Below are 24,317 nucleotides of genomic sequence, written 5' to 3'. Positions count from 1 at the left end.
CGAATGTTAAGAAACGAGGTAGTAATTTTACTTCGTTTCTTTTTTTATGAAGAGAAAAAGAAAGAAATATAGAGTAACCGTGTTATGATTAAGTATAATTAAAGAGACTGTATATTCTTTAAATTCTATCTTTAATCATGTTAGGGGAATGGTTTTGAAATTAAAAAAATTAAAACTCCAACCGAGAATTACATTAACTATTAGTACACTTATTTTAGTTGTACTTATGCTAACGAGTTATTTATTTTATTACATATTATCTGAAACGGTAGAAGAGCAAATTGGCAAAAGGGCTTTGCATGTTGCGAAAACAGTTGCTGCTATACCTGAAATAAAGGAAGCTTTTCAAAAAGAAAACCCAGCTTCTATTATTCAGCCGATTGCAGAAAGAATTCGAATGGATACAGAGGCTGACTTCATTGTAGTTGGAAATAAAGAGGGGATTCGATATGCACATCCTGAGCGAGATAAAATAGGAGAAGCGATGATTGGTGGAGATAACAAAGGCGTTTTATTAGAAGGAAAATCATATGTTTCGAAAGCAACTGGATCATTAGGCCCTTCATTACGCGGAAAAGTTCCAATCCGTAATCAGGAAAATGAAATCATTGGTGTGGTGTCTGTTGGATTTTCAATGGATGATATTCATGGAGCGGTAGAGGTGTATGGAAAGCGTGTATTTTGGATTACAATAATAGGGCTATTAATTGGAGTAATCGGCTCTATATATTTAGCGGCAAGTATAAAAAGAATGATGTTCGGTATGGAACCAGAAGAAATTTCATCTTTATATGAAGAGCATAGTACAGTGATTCAATCTGTACGTGAAGGGATTATTGTAATCGATAAAAATGGCATGATTAGTTTAGTCAATCAAGCAGCTTATGATATTCTTTCGCTAGATAAACAACAAAATATTATTGGGGAATTTATTTTAAATGTAATTCCTAATTCAACGATACTAGATGTACTTCAAACTGGTGAAGAACAGTTTGATCGCCAATTAAATATAAAAGGACAGGCTGTTATTGCGAACCGTCTACCTATTAAAGTAAAGAATAAAGTAACTGGCGTTGTATCGAGCTTACGTTTGAAATCTGAAATGGATCAGTTAACAGCAGAATTATCTCAGACGAAGCAATATACAGAGGCATTACGAGCGCAAGCGCACGAATATAACAATTTATTGTATACGCTTTCAGGTCTTATCCAATTAGAATCATATGAAGATGCTTTAGAGCTTATTCATAAGGAAACAGCGGTATATCAAGATTTTGTTCAATTTATTATGAAGCGGATTCAAAATCCATGGCTAGGTGGAATTTTAATTGGATTTTATAATAGAGCACGAGAGTTGAAGATTGATTTTATGCTAGATAGAGAAAGTGGTTTAGACAAATTAAGTCCACATATTGAGAGTAATTATGTCGTTTCTATTTTAGGAAATTTAATTACGAATGCATTTGAAGCAATTGAAAAAAATGAAGAGAATGATAAGAGAGTAAGGATGTTTGTAACTGATATTGGAGAAGAAATATTAATTGAAGTGGAAGATTCAGGACAAGGGATTCATGATGAAATAATTACTAGCATATTCTATAAAGGCTTTTCGACGAAAGAAGGAGGAGAGCGAGGATATGGATTAGCAAAAGTGAAAGAGTTAGTAGAAGATTTAAATGGAAGTATTGCAATTGAAAAAGGGGATTTAGGTGGTGCGTTATTTATTATTGCACTACCGAAAGAGAGAGGCGAATAGTAATGGGTGAGGAGATTGAAGTATTAATTGTAGAAGATGATATTCGGATTGCTGACATTCATCGTCGTTTTACTGAGAAAATTGAGGGATTTAAAGTAATTGGAACGGCAACGACTGGAGAACAAGCGAAAGAATGGCTAGAGCTTGTGAAGCCACAGCTTGTTTTATTAGATGTGTACTTACCTGATATGCAAGGAACGGAACTTGTCACATATATTAGGCATCATTTGCACGATACAGATATTATTATGATTACAGCGGCATCGGAAACAGATGTAGTGAGGCACGCCCTGCGGGGCGGAGTAACAGATTATATCGTAAAGCCACTAATGTTTGACCGATTTAAAGCAAGTCTGGAAGGCTATCAAAAAAAGATTATACAGTTAAAGAAAAATAATCAATTATCTACGGAGCAAATTGAATATTTATGGTCTCAAAGAGGGGTGAAGGGAGATCAAATAGAATATGCCCCGAAAGGGATAGATCCTTTAACTTTAGCGAAAATAAAAAAGCATATGTTAACAGTTAATGAAGAAGGGATTACAGCAGAGGTGCTAAGTTCAATGGTAGGCGTAAGCCGATCAACTGCAAGGCGTTATTTAGAGTATTTGATATCTGGGAAGAAAGTCCACGCAGAGCTAATATATGGAAGTGTTGGGAGACCGGAGAGACGTTATTTTCTTGTTTCTTCATAATAAAAAACAGTGGAGGATTTTATTCCTTCTACTGTTTTTTTTGCATCTTATATTGGAATAATCCCAATTACAATTCCGGTAATTAACATAACCATTGTCGTTCCAACGGCCCATAATAAAGTGAAGCGTTGATGTTCACCGAAATCAACTTTTGCCATTCCGACCAATAAATAAGTGGAAGCGACAAGAGGACTTAATAAGTGAACGGGTTGCCCAAGTAAGGAAGCACGTCCCATTTCAGCTGCACTAATTCCGTAAGTAGCAGCAGCCTTAGTTAAAATAGGTAATACCCCAAAGTAAAATGCATCATTGGACATGAAAAATGTGAATGGCATACTAAGAAGAGCTGTAATAATTGGCAATTGTGGTCCAAGTGCATCTGGTATAAGAGTTACTACACTGTTAGCCATGGCATCTACCATTTTTGTTCCAGATAAAATACCAGTGAAAATACCGGCAGCAAATACGAGAGAAACAACTGCTAATACATTCCCAGCATGAGAAGCAATACGTTCTTTCTGTTGCTCTAAGTTTGGATAGTTAATCATAACAGCGATAGCAAAAGCGACTGTAAATAAAACAGGTAACGGCATAACTTCTAGTATGAGACAGACAAGTAATGTGGCGGTTAATAAAAAGTTAATCCATAGAAGTTTAGGGCGTTTATGCACTGCTGCTTCGACAGTTGCAGCTTGCTCATCCATTGTTTGCATTTGTTTTAAATATTGTACATCCATAATTCCTAAACGTTTTCTTTCTTTTTTTCCAAGATAGTAGGCAACGAAAACAACCCAAATTGCACCAGCAATCATTCCTGGAATAAGAGGTGTAAATAATTCGGAAGCCTCAAGTCCAAGTGCGCTCATAACACGAGCTGTCGGTCCACCCCAAGGTGTAAGATTTGTTACCCCTGCCCCTAACATAACAACTCCAGCTAATATGAGGGGGTTCATTCCAAGGCGCTTATATAGTGGATACATTGCGGAAACTGTAATCATGTATGTTGTTGTACCATCACCATCTAGAGAAACGATAATAGTCAATATAGCCGTTCCGACAACGATTTTTAAAGGATCTCCTTTTACAAATTTTAAAATCTTACTAATGACAGGATCGAATAAACCGCTATCAATCATAATCCCAAAATATAAAATAGCGAACATAAGCATAATCCCAGTAGGTGCTAGTTTTTGAATTCCCTCTAACATCATAGGCCCCATATTTGCATAAAATCCTCCAATTAATGCGAAAGTAATTGGAATTAATATTAATGCTACTAGTGCTGACATACGTTTCGTCATAATTAAAAACATAAAGACAAATACCATCGCAAATCCAAGTAGTGCTAACATGTAATCTCCCCCTCAAAAATGATTACGCTTTCAAAATAAAATAAAAATTCAGAAAAAAGTTTTTTTGTTTATCATAAAAGCATCTATTTGAAAGGTAAATAATTTGAAAAATAACATCATTAGAAGCATAATTTTTATTTTGTTCATTTTGTTCACGGTAGTTAATTTGAATTTTTAAAAAGTAAGCTGCTTCTCGTAAGAATGGTAGAATAAGATGAAAATAGTGAAGTGTGAAATAGGGAGTAGATGTTATATGAAAACGAGAATTGAAGAGATTTATAGCTCTTATGAAGGAAAAGTAGAGGAGATTTTTATTAATGAATCTTCTTACGTATATGAATGGGAAAAATTACTGATGATCCGAAAAAATGACGGTGAGCTTAAAAAAATTGCAGTCGGGATTAGTGGAAATATAAGATTGGTAAATGTAGAAGTTGGACAGGAAATTAGTGCGGATACATTATTAGTTAAATTAGAAGATGATTTGTTAATTACAGGTTGCGAGTGATGAGAGATGTGTAGAAATAACTACACATCTTTTTTTGTTTCCTATATTACAAAAAGCACATTGTTTTTTCACAAATCTCACACAACCTTTTGGTATTCTTTTCGTGGAGTATACGGTTTCTAGGGAGGAATATTGATGAAAGTAAAATATGTCGTACTTGCTATATGTTTATGTTTCGTATTTACGGTAGTCGGGTGTGGGAAAAAGGAAACAGCAGCTGTTGCCATTGATGAGAAACATGATAAATGTGATATTTGCCAAATTGGGGTAACAGATAATCAATTTGCAACAGAAATTATTTTAGAAAATGGAAAAGCGTTAAAGTTTGATGATATCGGTTGTATGTATAAATGGATGGAGATCAACTCAGATGAAAAGACGAAAGAGAAATTTGTCCGAGATTATGATTCGAAAGATTGGATTTCGTTAGAAGACGCTACTTACGTATATGATAAAACAATAACGACACCGATGGCTTATAATGTCATCTCATTTAAAAATAAAAAAGATGCAGAGAGCTTTGTATCTAACTATAAGGGGAAAGTTCTTTCGTATAAAGAGCTAGCAGAGCATAAATGGGAAATGAATAAAGAGATGATGGGGAAACCGAAGGCAGGAAATCATGGTGGACATCATTAATAATAGAAAAAGACAACTATATAGTTGTCTTTTTCTATTATTACTCAGGTGCAAATATAGAAAAGGTGTAAAATTTTTAGAAGAACGGTTACAATGGAATATAGTAACCTAAAGCAATCATTTATCCCGCATTAACGGGCGGTAAGATCCCCACCTCAAAATTTAGTGAAAGCAAAGAAGTTAGGTGGAGTCGGGCTGCCCGTAAAAGCCCAACTGGTGTGGGCTAATAATTAGTGGTGGATGAACAAAACCCCCACTAATTAAAGTTTCACTTTATGTACTTTTTAGAAATGTATACAAATGCGGTAAAAACGTGCTAAACTAATTGCTTCATAATGTTAATGATGGGGCCATCAGGCGTATCATTTCAATAGGTTGAGAAACATAGTATAAGCTTAAGATAATCCGATTAAAGAAGGAATCTAAAGGGCTTATGGATAAATGTACTCAAGAAGAGTTATTGTATGTGATGGAGGAATGGTTAAGAAAACATTATCTTTCATAGGAGCTGTAGTTGTGAGAAAACAAAAAATTTTATTATGTATTTTATTAGGACTTTTAATGACGGTAGTGGCTTGCGATAAGCAAGAAGAACCAGAATCGAAACCGGTTCATGTGAAAAATGAGAAGAAAAAAGAGAAGCATAAAGAACAGGAAGAATCTAAAGAAGAGAAAAGTATAAATTTAATGGACAAACAGTTGTTACTTTCAGCTACTCTTGGAGACACAGAGACAGCTATGAAGTTGATTCAGGATGGAGCGAATATAAACGTAGAAGGTGACAACGGAGAAACGCCTGTCCTTGCAGCGACGTACCAAAATCATGTAGAGACAGTTAAAGCATTAATTGGTGCAGGTGCTAATATTGAAATTAAAGATGAGAAAAAAAGTAATCCACTTCTTTATGCAAGTAGAGAAGGATATACGGATATTGTAAAAGTATTAATTAATGCAGGAGTTAATACGAAAGAAACGACTAGGTCAGGTGGGACAGCACTTATTTCTGCATCTGAGCGTGGCCATGTAGAGGTTGTTAAAGAATTATTAGAGCATACAGATATTGATGTGAATTATAAAAATGAACGTGGTGGAACAGCGTTATTAGAAGCAATTGTATTAGGAAATGGTAGTGAAAACCATAAGAAAGTAATTCAATTACTTATTGATCACGGTGCAGATGTAAACATGGCTAACAAGGAACATCTGACACCACTGCAATACGCTGAAAAAAGAGGTTTTAAAGATATTGTAAATATGTTGAGGGTAGCTGGAGCGAATGAAGTAGTACAGCCACAACAACCAGTAGAGTAAAAAACGAAAAATAATCCCATTTAGATAGACAGAATGAAGAAATCAGTTAGTATGATGGATTCAGTAATGTGTATTTGAATGGGATTTTTATTTTGAACATGAAAAATAGATTATGAATGGATGGTAAATGGAGTAAATAAGGAGGCAACCTTATTTGGCAATTGTAAAAAATGAAAAAGTAGTTTCTGTTTGTTGCATTGCCAGAAGTACGCCCGTAGCTGCTGAGGCAAGTGTGGAAACTTTAGCTGAGTTTCAAGGGAACGGATATGGTACTGATGTTGTTACAGCCTAGGCCATATCAATACAAGAGAAAAGGCGCATTCCACTTTATAGTACTGCTTGGGATAACTTTAGTTTGCAAGCAGTGGCAAGCAAACTAAAAATCATTAACTATGGAATGAATTTACATATTGATTGAATTTTAAGTATTGTTTCGTTCTATTTATTTATATTTTAATATCTAGATTAATGTAAATAATGATATGGTGAATATTAACATTCGATTAACACCTAATTAACAATCTATCAAAACTGACTTAATAAATGCGTAATATAGTAAAGGTAACAAAATAACTAGGGTAGAGAACATTTGAGAACACCCACTTACATATAATGTGCCACTTTCTTAGGTGTGCTCTATTCCCTAGAGTTCAAATAAGGAGAAAGGCGTTCTATGTAAGTAGGTGTTTTTAGTTTGGATAAAAATAGAACAGTTAGGTGGAATAAATGTTTAAAGAACCTTATATTGCGATGATAAAGGATTGGAAAGGATACAAAGCATACAAAAAATTGCCGAAAACAGTTTTTCTTATGACTGGTTCAATGCTGGAATTACCAGAGCGTGTATATGAATTGCAGAAACATGGACATGATGTATTTCTTCATTGTGATTTTATACAAGGCTTAAATACGAATACAGAGGAAGCGCTTTTGTATATTCAAGATGTTATCGGGGCACAAGGTATTATTTCAACAAAGGGTTCAACAATTCGAAATGCTAATAAAATTGGATTGAAAACAATTCAACGTATTTTTATTGTAGATACTTTATCTCTTACTAAATCAATTGAAAATTGTAAAACGACTAAACCAAATGCAGTAGAGATTATGCCGGGGATTATGCCTTCTATTATTAAGCAGCTAGTAGAGGAAATAGAGTTTCCTATTATTGCAGGAGGGCTGATTCAAACGCGAGAAGATGCGGAAATTGCAATTCGTGCAGGAGCAAGTGCGATTTCAACAAGTCATTATGAAGTATGGATACAAGAAGAAAAAAGGAGTGCAACCTTGTGATTGAATTGAAAAATGTTTCAAAGGTATATAAAAATGCAGAAGAGACAGCGGTTAAAGGCGTATCGGTTCATATTAAGAAGGGTGAATTTTTTGTTTTAGTTGGACCTTCGGGATGCGGGAAAAGCACATTATTACGAATGATCGCTGGCTTAGAAGAGATTTCTTCAGGAGATTTAATTATTAATGAACGTGTTGCAAATGATCTAGAGCCGAAAGACCGTAATCTATCAATGGTATTTCAAAATTATGCATTATATCCACACTTATCTGTAGAAGAAAATATTTTATTTGGACTTAAGGTAAGAAAAGTACAAAAAGAAGAGCGACAAAAGCGATTAATGGAAGCTATTGAAATGGTAGGACTGAAAGAGTATGTGAAAATGAAACCAGGCCAATTATCAGGCGGACAAAGACAGCGTGTTGCACTTGCCAGGGCAATTGTGAGTCAAGCGCCAATCTGTTTAATGGATGAACCACTTTCGAATTTGGATGCGAAATTACGTGCGCAAATGAGAATTGAAATTAGAGAAATTCAGCAGCGATTAGGAATTACGATGATTTACGTTACCCACGATCAAATAGAAGCGATGACTATGGGTGATCGTATCATGGTTTTAAATAAAGGAAGTATACAGCAAGTTGGAACACCACTTAACATATATAACGAACCAGCAAACGAATTTGTTGCAAGCTTTATAGGTTCTCCTTCTATGAATATAAATGATGGGGAAGTAAATAAAGAAAAAGGTGTATTACATATAGGACAATTGCAAATTCCATTATCTATTAGACAGTTAAAGCAATTACCAGAAGGAACAATTCGCATAGGCATGCGCCCTGAGCATATTGCACTGTCTGAGGAGGGACAAGAAGTGACGTTGCAATCTGTAGAAGTATTAGGGAATGAATCTATATTGAACTTTGCGGTAAATGGAACAACTTGGAGTGCGAAAGTTATAGGACAGTTACTCCTGAACAAAGGTGACAAAGTAAAATTATTATTCTCGCAAGAAAAGTTATGCTTCTTTAACGAAAACACGAATGAACGCTTAAAAGTGGTAGCTGAAGAAGAGTTGAAAGTGGTGGCGAAATAATGATCGAAGTAAGTAAGTTACCAGTTCAAACAAAGGTGTCAAAAAAGAAAAAATTATGGGAGAGAACGAAAGATTTAAGAATAGGATTATTGTTTTTGGCGCCATCTATTTTGCTATTTTCGATTTTTCTGTTCTATCCATTGTTTAGGACGATTTATTATAGTTTTTATTTAACCGATATACATGGAGAAGCTAATCTTTTCGTTGGCTTAGAAAATTATCAATATTTATTCTCTGATCCAGCCTTCTACAAAAGTATAAAATCAACTTTATTATTTGTTTTATATACAGTTCCTACGAGTATTATATTTGCTTTGTTTCTTGCATTGATTGCAAATGGAAAGGTAAGAGGTATTGGGTTATTCCGAGTTCTGTTTTCTTCGACGATGGGAATATCAGTAGCTGCTAGTGCAGTGATTTGGCTATTTTTATTTCATCCAAGTGTAGGATTATTTAATAATATATTAGCCTCTATGAACCTTCCTGCAATCGCATGGTTAACGAGTCCGGACTGGGCACTATTCTCTGTATCAGTTACAACAGTTTGGGTGAATACAGGTTTTGCATTTTTAGTTATATTAGGTGGTTTACAAAATATTGATACGTCTTTATATGAGAGTGCATCTATAGATGGCGCTAGTTATTTATATAAGCTTCGCCGTGTTACATTACCGATGCTATCACCAACTTTATTCTTTATTGTAACAGTAACATTAATTAGTGCGTTCCAAAGCTTTGGACAAATTGATATTTTAACGCACGGTGGACCAAATGATGCAACGAATTTAATTGTGTACTCGATTTACAAAGAGGCGTTTGTGAATCATCAATTTGGAACAGCAAGTGCACAAGCGATGGTATTATTTGTTTTCATTTTCGTTGCTACATTACTTCAATTTAAGTTTGCTGAGAGAAAGGTGCATTATAAATGATTGTTAAACAGTGGAAACAAAATTTCCTATTATACATGCTACTCATTATTAGTGCAGTGATGGTATTTTTTCCTGTACTGTATGCTTTTTTAATAAGCTTTATGACACCAGACGATATTCAAATGAGAAGGTTATTTCCGACCCAGTTTACTTTTGATAATTTCATTAATATTTTTCAAAAAGTACCGCTTTTTACATACTTATATAACAGTTTAATTGTATCGACAGTCGTTATGATTGGACAACTTATCGTATCAAGTTTAGCAGCTTATGCTTTTGTTTTTCTTCAGTTTAAAGGGAGAAACTTAATTTTCTTCCTGTTTATTTCAACGATGCTTATTCCGTGGGAAGCAACGATGGTGCCTAACTTTTTAACGATTCAAAACTTTGGCTGGATCAATAGTTTCGCCGGGATGACAGTGCCGTTTTTTGCAACAGCTTTCGGTATTTTCTTGTTACGCCAACATTTTATGACACTCCCGAATGAACTGAAAGAAGCTGCTTTTATTGAAGGGATTGGAAATATAAGATTTTTATTCAGCGTTGTAATACCGTATTGTAAAACGAGTTTTATTACGCTTGGAGTATATAGCTTTTTAACAACATGGAATATGTATTTATGGCCACTTTTAGTGACCACTGATGAAAAAGTAAGAACAGTGCAAATCGGTGTAAAGCAGCTTCAGTCTCAAGAAGTTGCAACTGATTGGGGAAGCGTAATGGCCGGTGTTACGGTTATCGTTATTCCAACATTGATTTTACTATTTTTAGGGCAAAAGCAATTACAACAAGGATTAACAAAAGGTGCAATTAAATAACTAAGAGAAGGTGGGATTTAAATGAGTCTAGTTAAAAAAGGTGCTGCTCTATTAATGGTAGCAACAATGGCATTATCTAGTGCAGCTTGTTCAAATAGTAAAACAGAGGGAAAACCTGAAGCACAGGCAAAAGTAGCACCAGTTGAAAAAAATGGTGATAAAACTGTAATTCGCTTCTGGCATGCGATGGGTGGAAAAACACAAGGAGTATTAGATGGTCTTGTTGCAGACTATAATAAGTCGCAAAATAAATATGAGATAAAGGCAGAGTTCCAAGGGACATATGAAGAGTCTTTAACGAAATTTAGAACGATGTCTGCAACGAAAGAAGCGCCAGCTCTTGTTCAATCGAGTGAAATTACAACGAAATATATGATTGATAGTAAAAAAATCACACCAATTGATAGCTGGATAAAAAAAGATAAGTACGATACGTCAAAATTAGAAAAAGCAATTACAAATTATTATTCAGTTGATGGAAAAATGTATTCTATGCCATTTAATTCATCTACACCAGTATTAATTTATAATAAAGATGCTTTCGCAAAGGCGGGCTTAGATCCAGAGAAAGCTCCAAAAACATATGCGGAATTACAAGAAGCAGCGAAAAAGTTAACGATTAAAGAAGGCGGAAATGTAAAACAATATGGATTCTCCATGCTTAACTACGGTTGGTTCTTTGAAGAATTGTTAGCGACACAAGGTGCTTTATATGTAGATAACGAAAACGGCCGTAAAGATGCTGCAAAGAAGGCGGTATTCAACGGTAAAGAAGGACAGAAAGTATTTGGAATGTTAGATGATTTAAATAAAGCTGGCGCCCTTGGAAAGTATGGAGCAAGTTGGGATGATATTCGTGCCGCGTTCCAGTCTGGACAAGTTGCTATGTATTTAGATTCTTCAGCAGGTGTTCGTGATTTAATCGATGCATCTAAGTTTAATGTAGGTGTTTCATATATTCCGTATCCAGAGGATTCGAAACAAAATGGTGTTGTTATTGGTGGAGCATCATTATGGATGACGAATATGGTTTCAGAAGAAACGCAACAAGGTGCTTGGGACTTTATGAAATATTTAACGAAGCCAGACGTACAAGCAAAATGGCATACTGCAACAGGTTATTTCTCAATTAATCCAGATGCATATAATGAGCCATTAGTAAAAGAGCAATATGAAAAATATCCACAGTTGAAAGTAACAGTAGATCAATTGCAAGCGACGAAGCAATCTCCAGCAACACAAGGGGCTTTAATTAGTGTATTCCCAGAATCACGAGATGCAGTTGTAAAAGCATTAGAAGCGATGTATGACGGGAAGAATAGTAAAGAAGCGTTAGATGAAGCTGCCAAAGCAACAGATAGAGCAATTAGCATTTCAGCTCGTACGAGTCAAAAATAAGAGAAAGCCGTATCCTTAAAAGGGATACGGCTTTCTTTATAGGGAGATAAGGGATCAAAGAAATGATGAAGTCTTATCTCTTTTATATGAGTAAAGGGTCTAGAGTGAATGTTGTCCTTTTCATTATTTATTTAACTCCATTGCGACTTGTTTACCATTTACGAAAACCTCTACTACCGCTACTACAACTTCCATTACTTTTTTCATCTCTCATCTCTCCTTATTTTTTGTTTCATTTCTTACTCTCAGTATAAGGAAATACAGTAATTACAACTATCGAATTGGATGACAAGAGACTTACATTGTTGTAAGGATAATAGTTTAGTTTGTAATAAAGTGAAACTGTAATCAGTGGGGGGCTTACTGCCCGTTAATGCGGGATTTCAATTCTGAACTTTCTGTCGTTTTGAACTATAATTAGAAAGAGGGGGGATAATATGAAAAGAATTCTTGTTATTAGTGATATTCATGGAGAGATAGAAAAGTTCGAACAGTTATTGGAAGAAGCTCAATATGATGCGAAACAGGATCAATTAATCTTACTGGGAGATTATGTAGATCGTGGTCCAAATGCGCGTGCTGTAATTGAAAAGGTAAGAGAATTGAAAAAAGAGGGAGCACTCATTTTAAAAGGAAATCATGAAGATATGATGATTAAGGCGTTAACGACAAATGAGGAACGTTCATGGAACCATTGGGTAAAAAGAAATGGTGGAGATAAGACATTATATAGCTATGGATTTGTAGAAGAAGATATTGCGGTTAATGAGAAAGACTTCCAAAAACCGATTTTACACTCTCGTGTATTAGAGGAACATATAAAGTTTATTCAAGAATTAGATCATTACATTGAAACAGAAGAGTATATATTTGTACATGCTGGGGTTGAACCGATGAAACGAGTTTCTGAATCTGAACCATATACATTAATGTGGATCCGTAATGAATTTCATAATGGATATAGCGGTGAAAAGGTTGTTGTATTTGGGCATACGGAAACAAAAACGCTTCATGGTAGTGAGGATTGCGGAGTGTATTTTGGTAGTAATCGTATTATTGGGATTGATGGCGGGGCTGTGTATGGCGGTCAGCTAAATTGTTTAGAGTTGCCGAGTAAAAAGGTATATGTAATAAAAAATTGAAAGAGATAAGAGGAATCTTATTTCTTTCAATTTTTTATTAAGCTAAATTTAAGACAAAGTTTTTATAATAAAACTTCAAAATTTTAGAAGGAAATAGTTAAAAATGAAATTACGTAATGTAACTACATTCTTTTGTTATAAAGAGAAGAAATGTAATAATAAATAGAATTGAACTATTTGATGGAAGGTGAGAGCATGCGTTTACTTGTAGTAGAAGATAATGCTTCGTTATTAGAGTCTATCGTACAAATTTTACGTGATGAATTTGAAGTAGATACGGCAATAAATGGAGAAGATGGATTGTTTTTAGCTCTTCAAAATATATATGATGCAATTTTGCTGGATGTGATGATGCCAGGGATGGACGGATTTGAAGTGATTCAAAAAATACGAGATGAAAAGATTGAAACACCAGTCCTGTTTTTGACAGCGAGAGATTCTTTAGAAGATCGGGTGAAGGGATTGGACTTTGGTGGAGATGACTATATTGTTAAGCCATTTCAGGCCCCTGAATTAAAAGCGAGAATTCGTGCTTTACTACGCAGAAGTGGTAGTTTAACAACGCAGCAAACAATTCGTTATAAAGGGATTGAATTGTTCGGAAAAGATAAAGACGTTCAAGTAGATGGACAAAGTATTAAGTTGACATTGAAACAATATGAGCTACTAGAGTATCTCATTCAAAATAGCGGGAAGATTTTAATGCGTGAACAAATTTTTGATCGTGTTTGGGGATTTGATTCAGATACTACAGTAGCGATTGTAGAAGTATATGTGCATCATTTGCGTAAAAAATTAGAACCATTCGGTTATCAGAAAGATATTCAAACCGTTCGAGGTATTGGATATATATTAAAAGAACAATGAAAAAAGGAAGTATGTTTCAAAAAACACGCATTCGTTTGACTATAGTGAACTCATTAGTATTTATTCTATTAATAGGTATATTAGGTAGTATTATTTATTCATACACATATAAGCGTATTTATAATGAAGTGGATCAATCTATAAAAATGATGGCTCAGTATAGAGAAAAATTAGATGTTAAAATACCACCAAGAAAACGCATGGAGAATATCCAAATTGGAGATCCGCGAGTAACTAGAATAACTTGGAATGGAAAAATAGTGAAAATAGAGGGCGATAACCGTAAATTCCGTTCTATTTTTGAAGAGAATTTGGAAAGTTTTTCTCCCGAAAAATTAGAGGAGTTACAAGATATTGAAATACAAGGACGATATTTTAGAGCATTTTCGCTTCAAAAAGATGGAGAAATAGTTCAAATCGTGCGAGATATAACAGCGGAAGAAGGAATGTTAAATACTTTATTTTTAATTCTCGTTATAGGTTGTAGCATAGGAAGCCTCTGTGCGATAGGTATTGGCTTTTTCCTAGCTGGTAGAGCACTTGTACCTATTCAAAGTTCATGGGAGAAACAGCAACAATTCGTTTCTGATGCATCACATGAACTCAGGACACCACTTGCAGTTATTCAATCAAAAACGGATGTTTTATTCCAGTCACCATCCGCTACGATAGAAGAAAAAGCGATGGATATTTCTACAATTTCAAAAGAATGTAGGCGGTTATCGAAACTCGTTAGTAATTTATTATTGCTAGCACGTTCTGATTCTAATCAAATTGAGATGGATAAGAAAACATTTGAACTTGATAAATTGTTAGAAGAAATAGTAGCTCCATATAAAGAGATTGCTTCTTATCAAGAAAAAGAAATGATGCTAAAAGTAGAACGTGGTGTATCTTTTATGGCTGATAGAGAGCGGATTCATCAAATGATGGTCATACTGTTAGATAATGCGATGAAGTATACAAACGAAGGTGGGCATATTCAAATTGATTGCACGCAAACGAGTAGTTCAATTCGCATACAGGTGAAAGATGACGGGATAGGAGTGAAAGAAGAAGATATTCCGAAATTATTTGATCGTTTTTATCAAGGGGATAAAGCAAGAAGTACGTCAGAAGGAGCTGGATTAGGTCTTTCAATCGCAAATTGGATTGTAGAAAAGCATTACGGAAAAATATCAGTAGAGAGCAAATGGGGAGATGGCACTTGTTTTGAAGTGATTTTCCCTAAAAACCAAAAAATATAAGTAAGAAGACGACCTTGTTTTTACAGGGTCGTCTTTTTTTAAGGTAAAGTTAAGAAACTATTTATATTATGTATGGCATAAAGAAAGTTCGTTACATGAAGAAGAGACTAGGTGTATGTGAGTGGGGGTTATCAATCATAATGTTATCTCAAGCAGCGATGAGATGTATGTATAGTATTAAAAAAACTAGGGGAATGATGGGAAAGAAAGTATAAGAGGGAGGAATTAATTTTGAAAAAGAAAATGATGACGGTATTCACTATTGGAGTAATGAGTTTAAGTATATTAGGGGGTGCCTCTCCTTCTGAAACACAAAAAGGAAAGACAGATTACACGCAGCGCAGTAAAGAACAATTGAACAATGGTAAGATACATGCAGTGCATACAGAAGAAAAAGCAGAGAAACTAGGTATTGAAACGGAAGGAAAAGAACAAATTACACTAGAAAAAGAAATTCATGAAACAGAAGTAGGAAGGGAAGCAGAGCAGTTAGGCATATCGATTGAAGGAAAAGATGTTGGGACGCTGTCAGAAGAAATCTATGAAACAAAAGTAAAGCAAGAAGCGTTAAAGCTAGGTATATCTATAGAGAATACATCAATTGTAGATTTAATTACTCAAATTAATACGATTAAAATTAAAGATGAAGCAGATAAATTAGGTATTTCGACAGATGGAAAAGAAATCGAAGACATCGCGGAAGAAATCTACGGAAAGAAAGTAAGAGAAGAAGCAGAAAAGCTAGACATTTCTCAAAAAGGAAAAGAAATTGAAGAGTTAGCACAAGAAGTGTACGAACAAAAAGTACAAGAAGAAGCAAAAAAACATCATATTGATTTGTATGGTAAAGATATATATCAAATATTAAGAGAAATTAATGAACAAAAGGTGCTACAAATGGCAGATGAGCTTAATATGGATAAAATGAATATGAATATTCAAGAGTTAGCGGAAAAGATAAAAAAAGATCAGCCTGAAAAAGGAAAAGAACTAAATTTTGTACCGATGGTACGAACGGATGCTGACGCATTTTATTCTTATTTAACGAATTAATAAGGGTGTGAAAGCGATAAGAAAATTGAAGTGGTATATATGTACAGCTTTACTAGGTGCAGCAATATGGAGTGTATATACAAATGGAATTCCAAAGTATGTAGAGAAGTTAACATTCTCAAATATACAAAGAGGAAAAGAAACGGAGTTTAGTAATAACGATGAAAAAGTCATCTTATCAAATGTTCCCTTAATTCAGCAGTTACCAGAATTGGATAGAGGCTGTGAAGTGACGAGTTTAGCGATGATGTTACAATACGCTGGTGTTTCAGTGGATAAGATGACATTAGCAAATGAAATAAAAAAAGTTGATTTTATAGACGATGGTGTGCGCGGGAATCCAAATGAAGGATTTGTAGGTAATATTTATACATTTTCTGAATCGGGATATGGTGTATATCATGGGCCACTTTTTCAGTTAGCGGAAAAATATTTACCTAATAAAGCTGTAGACTTAACAGGGAAGAATATAGAAGAAATTTATAAGAGTATAAAAGCAGGGCAACCTGTAGTCATGATCACAAATGCAACATTTGCACCATTAGATGCAGATGAATTTACTACATGGGAAACAAATAGTGGAGATGTTTCTATTACGTATAATGAACATTGTATTGTACTTATCGGGTATGATCAGGAATCTGTATATATTCGAGATCCACTTGAGGGTAGCTTAGATGTAAAAGTACCGAGAGAAACCTTTGAACAGGCATGGGCGCAAATGGGAAGTCAGGCAATTAGTTATGTAAAGAGCGTCAAATAAATTAGGACGAAGAGTTTTAGTAATATGACTATAAGGCGAAGGATAAAGATTTGAGGATTATAAGAGAAGTTTTATAGAGTATAAGCTGTTAAGAAATAAGAGAACTTTAGCATATATAATGCTAAAGTTCTCTTATTTTTATGATTAAAATACGTATAAGGAGTGAATATGCAAAAATGCATAATTGACGAAAAAATTACATGTTATCATTATATATTGTTTTATATATGTTAATTGTATAAAATGACACAAGTATCCACATTACATAAAGGAGGCTTATTATGCAAAAAATATTTAACTGGGTTAAATGTATGAGTATCAATAAAAAATTAATCATTTCATTTTTTATTATTTTAACTATACCAGGAATTATTATCGGTGGTGTTTCATATCAAACTGCCAAAACAAATTTTGAACATCAAATGACAGCTAAAGCAAAGGAGAATATTTCGATTTTAAATACTGTTATTTCTCAAAATATAGAAGAGAAATTTGTTGATGCGACGTACTTTGCAGACATCTTAACAGAGGATACATATCCAAACGGACAAGAAGAAATAGTAAGAACGAAGTTAGCGCAATATATAAAGCTTCATCCAGAAGTAGAAGGTATTTATATTGGAACAGAGACGGGAAAGTTTATAAGAGAACCATTTATCCAGATGGCTGATGGGTATAATCCAACAGATAGATCTTGGTATAAAGAAGCACATGAAAATAAAGGAAAAGTAATTGTTACTGCACCATATCAGTCAGCATCTACAAAAAATATGGTAGTGACAATTGCAAAAGAAGTAAAAGATGGTAAAGGTGTTATAGGAATTAATTTAAACTTAGATAACATCTTAAAAATTTCCAAAATGATTAACATTGGTGAAAAAGGTTATACAGTTATTTTAGATCAAAATAAGCAAATTGTTAGTCATCCATCTAGAAAACCAGGTGCAAAAGTTACTGATCCTTGGATTAAACCAATTTATGAAGATAAACAAGGAAATGTGTCTTATACAGAACAAGATGATAAAAAGAATTTAATCTTTGCAACAAATGAGAAAACGGGCTGGAAAGTAGTTGGCGTTATGTTCGATGAAGAAATTACCCAAGCTGCCAGTCCAGTGTTTTATAAGACTTTGATTGTCATTGCTATCGCTATTGCATTTGGTAGTATATTAATTTATTTCATTACAAAGTCTATTACAAGGCCATTACGAAAAATAGCTGAATCGGCATATAAAATTAGTAAGGGAGATTTAACAGAGAAAATTACAATCCATTCCAAGGATGACATAGGGAAATTAGGGAATTCATTTAATGAAATGTCTACGTCTTTACAAGATGTTATTACCCAAATTAGCTTTTCAGCAGAACATGTTGCAGCATCGGCAGAAGAGTTAACAGCGAGTGTACAGCAAGCAAATGATGCGACAGATCAAATTACAATTGCAATGGAACAAGTATCAGGTGGGGCTGAATCACAAAGTCAAGGTGTTGAAGAAGGTGCGGCTACATTGCAACAAGTAAATACAGCAATTCAAGATGTAACTGGAAGCGCAGAGTCAATTTCTATTTCCTCATTACATGCGCGAGAAAGAGCTGAAGAGGGAGAAGATTTAGTTGAACAAACTGCAAAACAAATGCAGTCTATTTCTAGGTCGGTATCCGAGTCAGATGCTATTATTAAACTGCTTGATGAGAAATCAAAGCAAGTAGGAGCTATTTCTGAAGCAATTCAAAACATCGCAACTCAAACAAACTTATTAGCTTTAAATGCGGCTATTGAAGCAGCAAGAGCAGGTGAACAGGGACGAGGATTTGCTATTGTAGCAGATGAGGTTAGAAAATTAGCAGAGCAATCAGGAGAGTCATCTGGAGAGATTGCAAATTTAATTGCAGAAATTAAGGCGGATATTGAACATACTGTTAAGGCGATGGATAATGTGAATGGAGAAGTTCAACAGGGCCTTGATGTTGTAACAAAAACGAAAGTAAGTTTTACGGAAATTTTAAGTTCTACTACACATATTGTTTCTCAAGTTAATCAAATGGTAGAAACAACGAAGAGAATTGCTGGAGATGCAAATGAAGTGACAAATGCTATTGATGAAATTGCAGCTGCTGCAGAAGAAAATACAGCTAGTATGCAAAGTGTTGCAGCTTCAACAGAAGAACAGGTTAATTCCATGGAGGAAATTAGTTCAGCTTCGCAAAACTTAGCTGAGATGGCAGAAGAACTACAAGCGATGACTAGTAAATTTAAAGTATAATAACAGCAGATAAGTAAGGTGAAAATAATATCACCTTACTTATTTTTCTATTCAGCAATTAGGGGAGTCATTAACGGGATGAAAAAAAGAAGAAGACTATGGAATTTATGGAAAACGATTACATTGTTAGTTTGTACAGTTGTAATTTTTTCTTTACTTGTGACAGATATATTAATTAGTCATAATGTAGAACGGACGACGGAGGATAGCCAAGCAGAGAAGGCAAAAACAATTGCACACATTGTGGCGAATGATTCGATTGTAATCGATGGTTTGGTTGGGAAAGCAGATACCTCTGCAATCCAAACGTATACAAATAGAATATTACAAAACACAGGTGTTCAGTTTATTGTAGTTATGGACATGAATGGAATAAGAAAGTCACATCCAAATCCTCAAAAAATAGGGCATCATTTTATTGGGGGAGATGAAGGGCCTGCATTGAAAGGAAAAGAACATGTATCGTTAGCAGAAGGAACTTTAGGTATTTCCATGCGAGTGTTTGTACCAATATTTTCTGAAACAGGTGAACAACTTGGAGCTGTGGCTGTTGGTATTTCAGCAGATAATGTAAAAGAGAGAGTTAAGGAAAGTAGACATATCATTTATATTGGTGTCGGAGTTGGTGTATTAGTCGGAATTATAGGAGCAATATTGCTAGCTAGACATATAAAGAAAAGTTTATTCGGTCTTGAGCCGCACAGGATAGCAAAAATTCTTGAAGAAAGAAATACGATGCTACAATCTGTAAAGGAAGGTATTATTGCTGTAGATAAAGAGGCTAGAGTAACATTAATTAATAATGAAGCGAAACGTCTATTTAAAAAAAGCGGACTTGAAGAAGATTTTATCGGTAAAGATGTTGAGTTGTATATGCCAAATTCACGTATAAAAGAAGTATTGCAAACGGGAGAAGTACAATTAAACGAAGAACAAAATATTTATGGAATTACGATTGTGACGAATCGAGTTCCTTTATATGTAAAAGGAGAAATAGTTGGTGCAATTGCAACATTTCGTGATAAAACAGAGATTAGAAAACTAGCAGAGGAACTAACTGGTATTAGACTATATGCAGAAGCATTACGGGCACAATCTCATGAGTTTATGAATAAGATGCATGTCGTATTAGGGCTTACACATATGAAGCAGTATGAAGAATTACAGAAGTATATAAGCGGCATGGTATCAGAGCATCAATATGAAATTGGTGGAGTTATGAAAAGAATAAAAAGTCCAGTATTTGCTGGTTTTTTACTAGGTAAGCTCAGCTATGCTAGAGAGAAAAATATAAAATTAATTATAAGTGAAGATTCTTATATGCCGGAAATAGATGATGAAAGTATTACTCATGAACTTATTACGATTGTCGGAAATTTAATTGATAATGCATTAGAGGCAGTTACGAATTGTGAAAAGAAGCGAGTTGAAGTTAAGATACAACATGGGGATATACTAACTATTACAGTACAAGATACGGGAAAAGGTATACAAGAAAAAGAAATAGAGGAATTATTTACGAAAGGTTATTCCACAAAGGGAGATAACCGCGGTTATGGTTTGTATCTTGTAAAAGAAAGTATACAGCGAATAAATGGGGAAATTCATATGCATTCATTAGTAGGAAAGGGAACAACGATAACAATTGAAATACCTAAAGGTAGGGATGAGAGGCAAATATGATTAAAGTTTTAATTGTAGAAGATGACCCGATGGTAGCAATGTTAAATACGCATTATTTAGAGCAAGTAGGAGGGTTTGAGCTTGTTCAAGCAGTTAACTCAGTAAAGTCGGCGATAGAAATATTAGAGAAATCACGAGTAGATTTAGTATTACTTGATATTTTTATGCCTGAAGAGACTGGTTTTGAGCTTTTAATGTATATCCGGAACCAAGAAAAAGAAATCGATATTATAATGATTTCAGCTGTACATGATATGGGAAGTATTAAAAAAGCATTACAATATGGCGTAGTAGATTATTTAATTAAACCATTTACATTTGAACGATTTAAAGAGGCATTAACTATATATCGAGAAAAACTTACTTTTATGAAAGAACAACAAAAAATTAGTCAATCGGAATTAGATTCGTTAATTTTACAAAAAGAAAAAAGGGCGCCTACTGTCACGAAAGAGCTTCCGAAAGGGTTAACGAAGCAAACATTGCAATTAATTTGGCAGAAGATCGAGTCGTTGAATGGAAGGGTGTTTACAACAGATGAAATGGCACAATTAGTTGGAATTTCAAGAGTTTCTATTCGAAAATATGTAATGTTTTTGACTGACATTGGGGTGTTAGAAAACGAAATGATGTACCAACATGTGGGAAGACCTGTAAGTAAATTAAGATGTGTTGATCAAAAGAAAATAGAGTTTTACGTATAAGCGACTTAGTATAAGTCGCTTATACTTTTTTTAATTACAAAATCAATTACAAAACTTACAAAAACTATTTTTACTATTGAAAGCGTTTTAATATTGTTATTAAGAAAACGAGGGGGTGCCATATGGGAATTCAAAAGAATGTGGAAGCGGTATCATTTTCTGAAGGAAATGAAGTACAAAGAGAATCTTTCGCTTCTAAAATTATGAATGTAAAAATCGGTGTTATACCTTTACCGTTATATGTAGTATTGGCTGCTATTATTTATGGGGCATCTGTATATAATAAATTGCCAGCAGATATGATTGGTGGATTTGCAGTTATTATGATCATGGGGATTTTCTTAGGCGATATTGGGATGAGAATTCCAATTTTAAAAAATATCGGCGGTCCAGCAATACTTTCGTTATTTATTCCATCATTACTTGTATTTTTTAACTGGATGAATCCAGCTTCAATGGAAGCTGCGACTATGTTAATGAAAAAATCGAACTTTTTATATTTATATATTTCTTGTTTAGTAGTCGGAAGTATTTTAGGAATGAACCGTAAAGTGTTAGTACAAGGTTTCGTTCGCATGTTTATTCCTTTAGTAGTAGGGACATTAGCTTCTGTAGCAGTAGGGTTATTGGTCGGTTCATTATTTGGATTTGAAATGAAGCACACATTCTTCTTTATCATCGTACCAATTGTGAGTGGTGGTATCGGGGAAGGGATTTTACCATTGTCGCTAGCTTATAGTGATATTTTAAATGAATCATCAGCGACGTTTGTATCACAGCTTATTCCAGCAGCTATTATTGGAAATATGTTCGCAATTGTAAGTGCAGGGTATATGAAGCGTTTAGGTGAGAAGAAACCGGAGCTTAGTGGTAACGGTGTATTAGTGAAAACAGACAATCAAGCAGAATTATTAAAAGAACAAAATACAGAGAAGCCAATTGACTTCTCATTAATGGGAGCAGGTTTATTAATTGCGTGTACGTTCTTCATCTTCGGAGGATTTGCTTCTAAGTTCATCGGTATTCCTGGGGCAATCATTATGATTTTTTCAGCAGCACTTGTGAAATACTTTAAATTAATGCCAGCAAAAATGGAGCAAGGAGCATTCCATTTATATAAATTTATTTCGAAGAATTTAACTTGGCCTTTAATGGTTGGATTAGGATTGCTATATATTCCGTTAAAAGACGTAGCAGCAGTTCTTTCAGTAGGATATGTTGTTGTGTGCGCATCGGTTGTTCTTACAATGGTAGCATCAGGTTTTCTTGTAGGGAAAGTGATGAAGATGTATCCAGTTGAATCGGCGATTGTAACTGGATGTCATAGCGGTTTAGGCGGAACTGGAGATGTTGCTATTTTATCGGCTTCAAATCGTATGGAATTAATGCCGTTCGCGCAAATTTCAACTCGTTTAGGCGGGGCGGCAATGGTTGTAACGGCGACAATATTATTAAAAATGTTTTCATGATCAAACAAGCTAGCTATATTCGTATAGCTAGCTTGTCAAATTAAGGGGAGATTATAAGTATGTTAGCAAATCAAATTAATGAAAGATCATTGTTATTGCATAAAGAATTAGTAGGGAAAATTGAAATTACAAGTAAAGTGGAGGTAAATTCAGCGGATGATTTAAGCCTGACGTATACACCAGGTGTAGCGGAGTCGTGTAAAGCGATTGCGGCAGATGAAGAAACAGTGTATGACTATACAGCACGTGGCAATATGGTGGCAGTTGTTTCAGATGGAACAGCGGTACTCGGTTTAGGAAACATTGGACCGAAAGCCGCTATGCCTGTTATGGAAGGAAAAAGTATTTTGTTTAAGAAGTTTGCGAATGTAGATGCTTTCCCATTATGTTTAGGCACAACGGATGTAGATGAAATCGTTACCCTTGTAAAAAATTTAGAGCCTACATTTGCAGGGATTAATTTAGAAGATATTGCAGCACCGCGTTGTTTTGAAATTGAAAAACGATTAAAAGAAGAAACGAATATTCCTGTATTCCATGATGATCAACATGGAACAGCTATTGTCGTTTTAGCAGCTGTTATTAATGCATTAAAAGTTGTTAGCAAACAAATGGATAATGTGAAAATCGTTATTAACGGTGCGGGTTCGGCAGGAATTGCAATTGGAAAATTATTATTAAAGGCTGGTGCAAAGCACATTACGCTAGTTAGCCTAGAAGGTATTGTTTGTGAAGGTGAAACATGGATGAACGAAGCACAAATTGAAGTTTCAAAAAAGACAAATCGTGAACATGTGCGTGGAACGTTAAAAGAAGCAATTCACCAAGCTGATATTTTTATTGGCGTATCTGCTCCTAACGTATTAACGAAAGAACTTGTACAGACGATGAATGAGAAAGCAATTGTGTTTGCAATGGCTAATCCAATTCCAGAAATCTTCCCTGAGGATGCATTAGAGGCTGGGGCAGCTGTAGTAGGAACTGGACGCTCGGATTATGCGAATCAAGTAAATAATGTATTGGCGTTTCCCGGAATATTCCGCGGTGCGTTAGATGTGCGCGCAACTGATATTACAGAAGAGATGAAATTAGCGGCAGCATATGGGATCGCTAACATCATTACTGATGAAGAACGTAATGCGAATTATGTAATTCCGAATCCATTAGATAAAAGAGTTGTTCCAAGTGTTGCAGAAGCAGTAGCGAAAGCAGCTATTGATTCAGGCGTGGCACAAATTACGAAAATACCACGTTATTAATAGCGAAAAGCAGTGCCTAAAAGGCACTGCTTTTTTGAGATAAGAAATCAAAATAATGAAGAAGTGTAGA

At 34.7% G+C, this 24,317-nt stretch carries 21 protein-coding genes and 2 pseudogenes; 22 read left to right on the top strand and 1 reads right to left on the bottom strand.

What is annotated here, in order from left to right; genetic code table 11:
- Window positions 1–148 precede the first annotated feature (148 nt).
- Both DN404_RS05715 and DN404_RS05710 read left to right on the top strand, forming a co-directional pair.
- A complete protein-coding gene (locus DN404_RS05715; protein ID WP_002060713.1) occupies window positions 149–1,756 on the top strand; it encodes an ATP-binding protein in 1,608 nt (535 codons plus the stop codon).
- A 2-nt stretch (window positions 1,757–1,758) separates the two neighbouring features.
- Window positions 1,759–2,451 carry a response regulator gene (locus DN404_RS05710; protein ID WP_000503461.1) on the top strand — a complete coding sequence of 231 codons (693 nt, stop codon included), beginning with the start codon at window positions 1,759–1,761 and terminating at the stop codon, window positions 2,449–2,451.
- Between the two features lie 47 nt (window positions 2,452–2,498).
- On the opposite strand, the gene DN404_RS05705 is transcribed toward DN404_RS05710, so the two are convergent.
- Entirely contained in the window at window positions 2,499–3,803 is a 1,305-nt protein-coding gene (locus tag DN404_RS05705; RefSeq protein WP_086384845.1) for a CitMHS family transporter, read from the bottom strand.
- 253 nt (window positions 3,804–4,056) lie between these two features.
- Here DN404_RS05705 and DN404_RS05700 point away from each other — a divergent pair, with 253 nt between their 5' ends.
- The 20 genes and pseudogenes from DN404_RS05700 (at window position 4,057) to DN404_RS05610 (ending at window position 24,247) form a co-directional block, all read left to right on the top strand.
- Window positions 4,057–4,311, top strand: coding sequence for a hypothetical protein (locus DN404_RS05700; RefSeq protein WP_000857376.1), 255 nt, complete (start codon window positions 4,057–4,059; stop codon window positions 4,309–4,311).
- A 135-nt stretch (window positions 4,312–4,446) separates the two neighbouring features.
- On the top strand, window positions 4,447–4,950 hold the full coding sequence (locus tag DN404_RS05695) for a nitrous oxide reductase accessory protein NosL (RefSeq protein ID WP_000865665.1): 504 nt from the start codon (window positions 4,447–4,449) through the stop codon (window positions 4,948–4,950).
- Between the two features lie 441 nt (window positions 4,951–5,391).
- Entirely contained in the window at window positions 5,392–6,261 is an 870-nt protein-coding gene (locus DN404_RS05690; RefSeq protein WP_000287336.1) for an ankyrin repeat domain-containing protein, read from the top strand.
- Between the two features lie 142 nt (window positions 6,262–6,403).
- Window positions 6,404–6,679: pseudogene (locus DN404_RS05685) on the top strand (GNAT family N-acetyltransferase); the annotation flags it as partial.
- A gap of 308 nt (window positions 6,680–6,987) precedes the next feature.
- Window positions 6,988–7,554: a glycerol-3-phosphate responsive antiterminator gene (locus tag DN404_RS05680; protein ID WP_000472003.1), complete on the top strand. Its 567-nt coding sequence runs from the start codon at window positions 6,988–6,990 to the stop codon at window positions 7,552–7,554.
- Window positions 7,551–8,648 carry an ABC transporter ATP-binding protein gene (locus DN404_RS05675; protein WP_000571390.1) on the top strand — a complete coding sequence of 366 codons (1,098 nt, stop codon included), beginning with the start codon at window positions 7,551–7,553 and terminating at the stop codon, window positions 8,646–8,648. Before DN404_RS05680 ends, DN404_RS05675 begins: the two co-directional genes overlap by 4 nt.
- A complete protein-coding gene (locus DN404_RS05670; protein ID WP_000573797.1) occupies window positions 8,648–9,580 on the top strand; it encodes a carbohydrate ABC transporter permease in 933 nt (310 codons plus the stop codon). The genes DN404_RS05675 and DN404_RS05670 overlap by 1 nt, the downstream gene beginning before the upstream one ends.
- Window positions 9,577–10,398 carry a carbohydrate ABC transporter permease gene (locus tag DN404_RS05665; protein ID WP_000635946.1) on the top strand — a complete coding sequence of 274 codons (822 nt, stop codon included), beginning with the start codon at window positions 9,577–9,579 and terminating at the stop codon, window positions 10,396–10,398. Before DN404_RS05670 ends, DN404_RS05665 begins: the two co-directional genes overlap by 4 nt.
- Before the next feature lie 21 nt (window positions 10,399–10,419).
- Window positions 10,420–11,796 (top strand): ABC transporter substrate-binding protein, encoded by a 1,377-nt coding sequence (locus DN404_RS05660; RefSeq protein ID WP_000060602.1) that lies wholly within the window; start codon window positions 10,420–10,422, stop codon window positions 11,794–11,796.
- Window positions 11,797–12,233: 437 nt separating this feature from the next.
- A complete protein-coding gene (locus tag DN404_RS05655) occupies window positions 12,234–12,938 on the top strand; it encodes a metallophosphoesterase family protein (RefSeq protein WP_000821975.1) in 705 nt (234 codons plus the stop codon).
- A 195-nt stretch (window positions 12,939–13,133) separates the two neighbouring features.
- A complete protein-coding gene (locus DN404_RS05650) occupies window positions 13,134–13,805 on the top strand; it encodes a response regulator transcription factor (protein ID WP_001238623.1) in 672 nt (223 codons plus the stop codon).
- A complete protein-coding gene (locus DN404_RS05645) occupies window positions 13,802–15,052 on the top strand; it encodes a sensor histidine kinase (protein WP_000715832.1) in 1,251 nt (416 codons plus the stop codon). The genes DN404_RS05650 and DN404_RS05645 overlap by 4 nt, the downstream gene beginning before the upstream one ends.
- 231 nt (window positions 15,053–15,283) lie before the next feature.
- The gene (locus DN404_RS05640; RefSeq protein WP_149214810.1) at window positions 15,284–16,105 is read left to right on the top strand and encodes a transporter; all 822 of its coding nucleotides are present in this window, start codon (window positions 15,284–15,286) and stop codon (window positions 16,103–16,105) included.
- 7 nt (window positions 16,106–16,112) lie between these two features.
- Window positions 16,113–16,868 carry a C39 family peptidase gene (locus tag DN404_RS05635; RefSeq protein WP_002023225.1) on the top strand — a complete coding sequence of 252 codons (756 nt, stop codon included), beginning with the start codon at window positions 16,113–16,115 and terminating at the stop codon, window positions 16,866–16,868.
- Between the two features lie 281 nt (window positions 16,869–17,149).
- A pseudogene (locus DN404_RS31405) lies at window positions 17,150–18,193 on the top strand (HAMP domain-containing protein); the annotation flags it as partial.
- Window positions 18,185–19,132, top strand: a complete 948-nt coding sequence (locus DN404_RS31400; protein ID WP_433846465.1) for a methyl-accepting chemotaxis protein — start codon at window positions 18,185–18,187, stop codon at window positions 19,130–19,132. The pseudogene DN404_RS31405 and the gene DN404_RS31400, both read left to right, overlap by 9 nt.
- A 78-nt stretch (window positions 19,133–19,210) precedes the next feature.
- Window positions 19,211–20,815, top strand: coding sequence for a sensor histidine kinase (locus DN404_RS05625; protein ID WP_000747345.1), 1,605 nt, complete (start codon window positions 19,211–19,213; stop codon window positions 20,813–20,815).
- Window positions 20,812–21,519, top strand: a complete 708-nt coding sequence (locus tag DN404_RS05620) for a response regulator (RefSeq protein ID WP_000598664.1) — start codon at window positions 20,812–20,814, stop codon at window positions 21,517–21,519. Before DN404_RS05625 ends, DN404_RS05620 begins: the two co-directional genes overlap by 4 nt.
- A 122-nt stretch (window positions 21,520–21,641) precedes the next feature.
- Window positions 21,642–22,988, top strand: coding sequence for a 2-hydroxycarboxylate transporter family protein (locus DN404_RS05615; protein ID WP_000512722.1), 1,347 nt, complete (start codon window positions 21,642–21,644; stop codon window positions 22,986–22,988).
- A gap of 59 nt (window positions 22,989–23,047) precedes the next feature.
- Window positions 23,048–24,247, top strand: coding sequence for an NAD(P)-dependent malic enzyme (locus DN404_RS05610; protein ID WP_000880780.1), 1,200 nt, complete (start codon window positions 23,048–23,050; stop codon window positions 24,245–24,247).
- Window positions 24,248–24,317 lie beyond the last annotated feature (70 nt).

It is taken from the genome of Bacillus sp. TE8-1 (assembly GCF_008368855.1).
GTDB classification, from domain to species: Bacteria; Bacillota; Bacilli; order Bacillales; family Bacillaceae_G; genus Bacillus_A; species Bacillus_A cereus.
The sequence above is the reverse complement of the archived record's forward strand: the minus strand, read 5'-3'. Positions and strand labels throughout refer to the sequence as shown.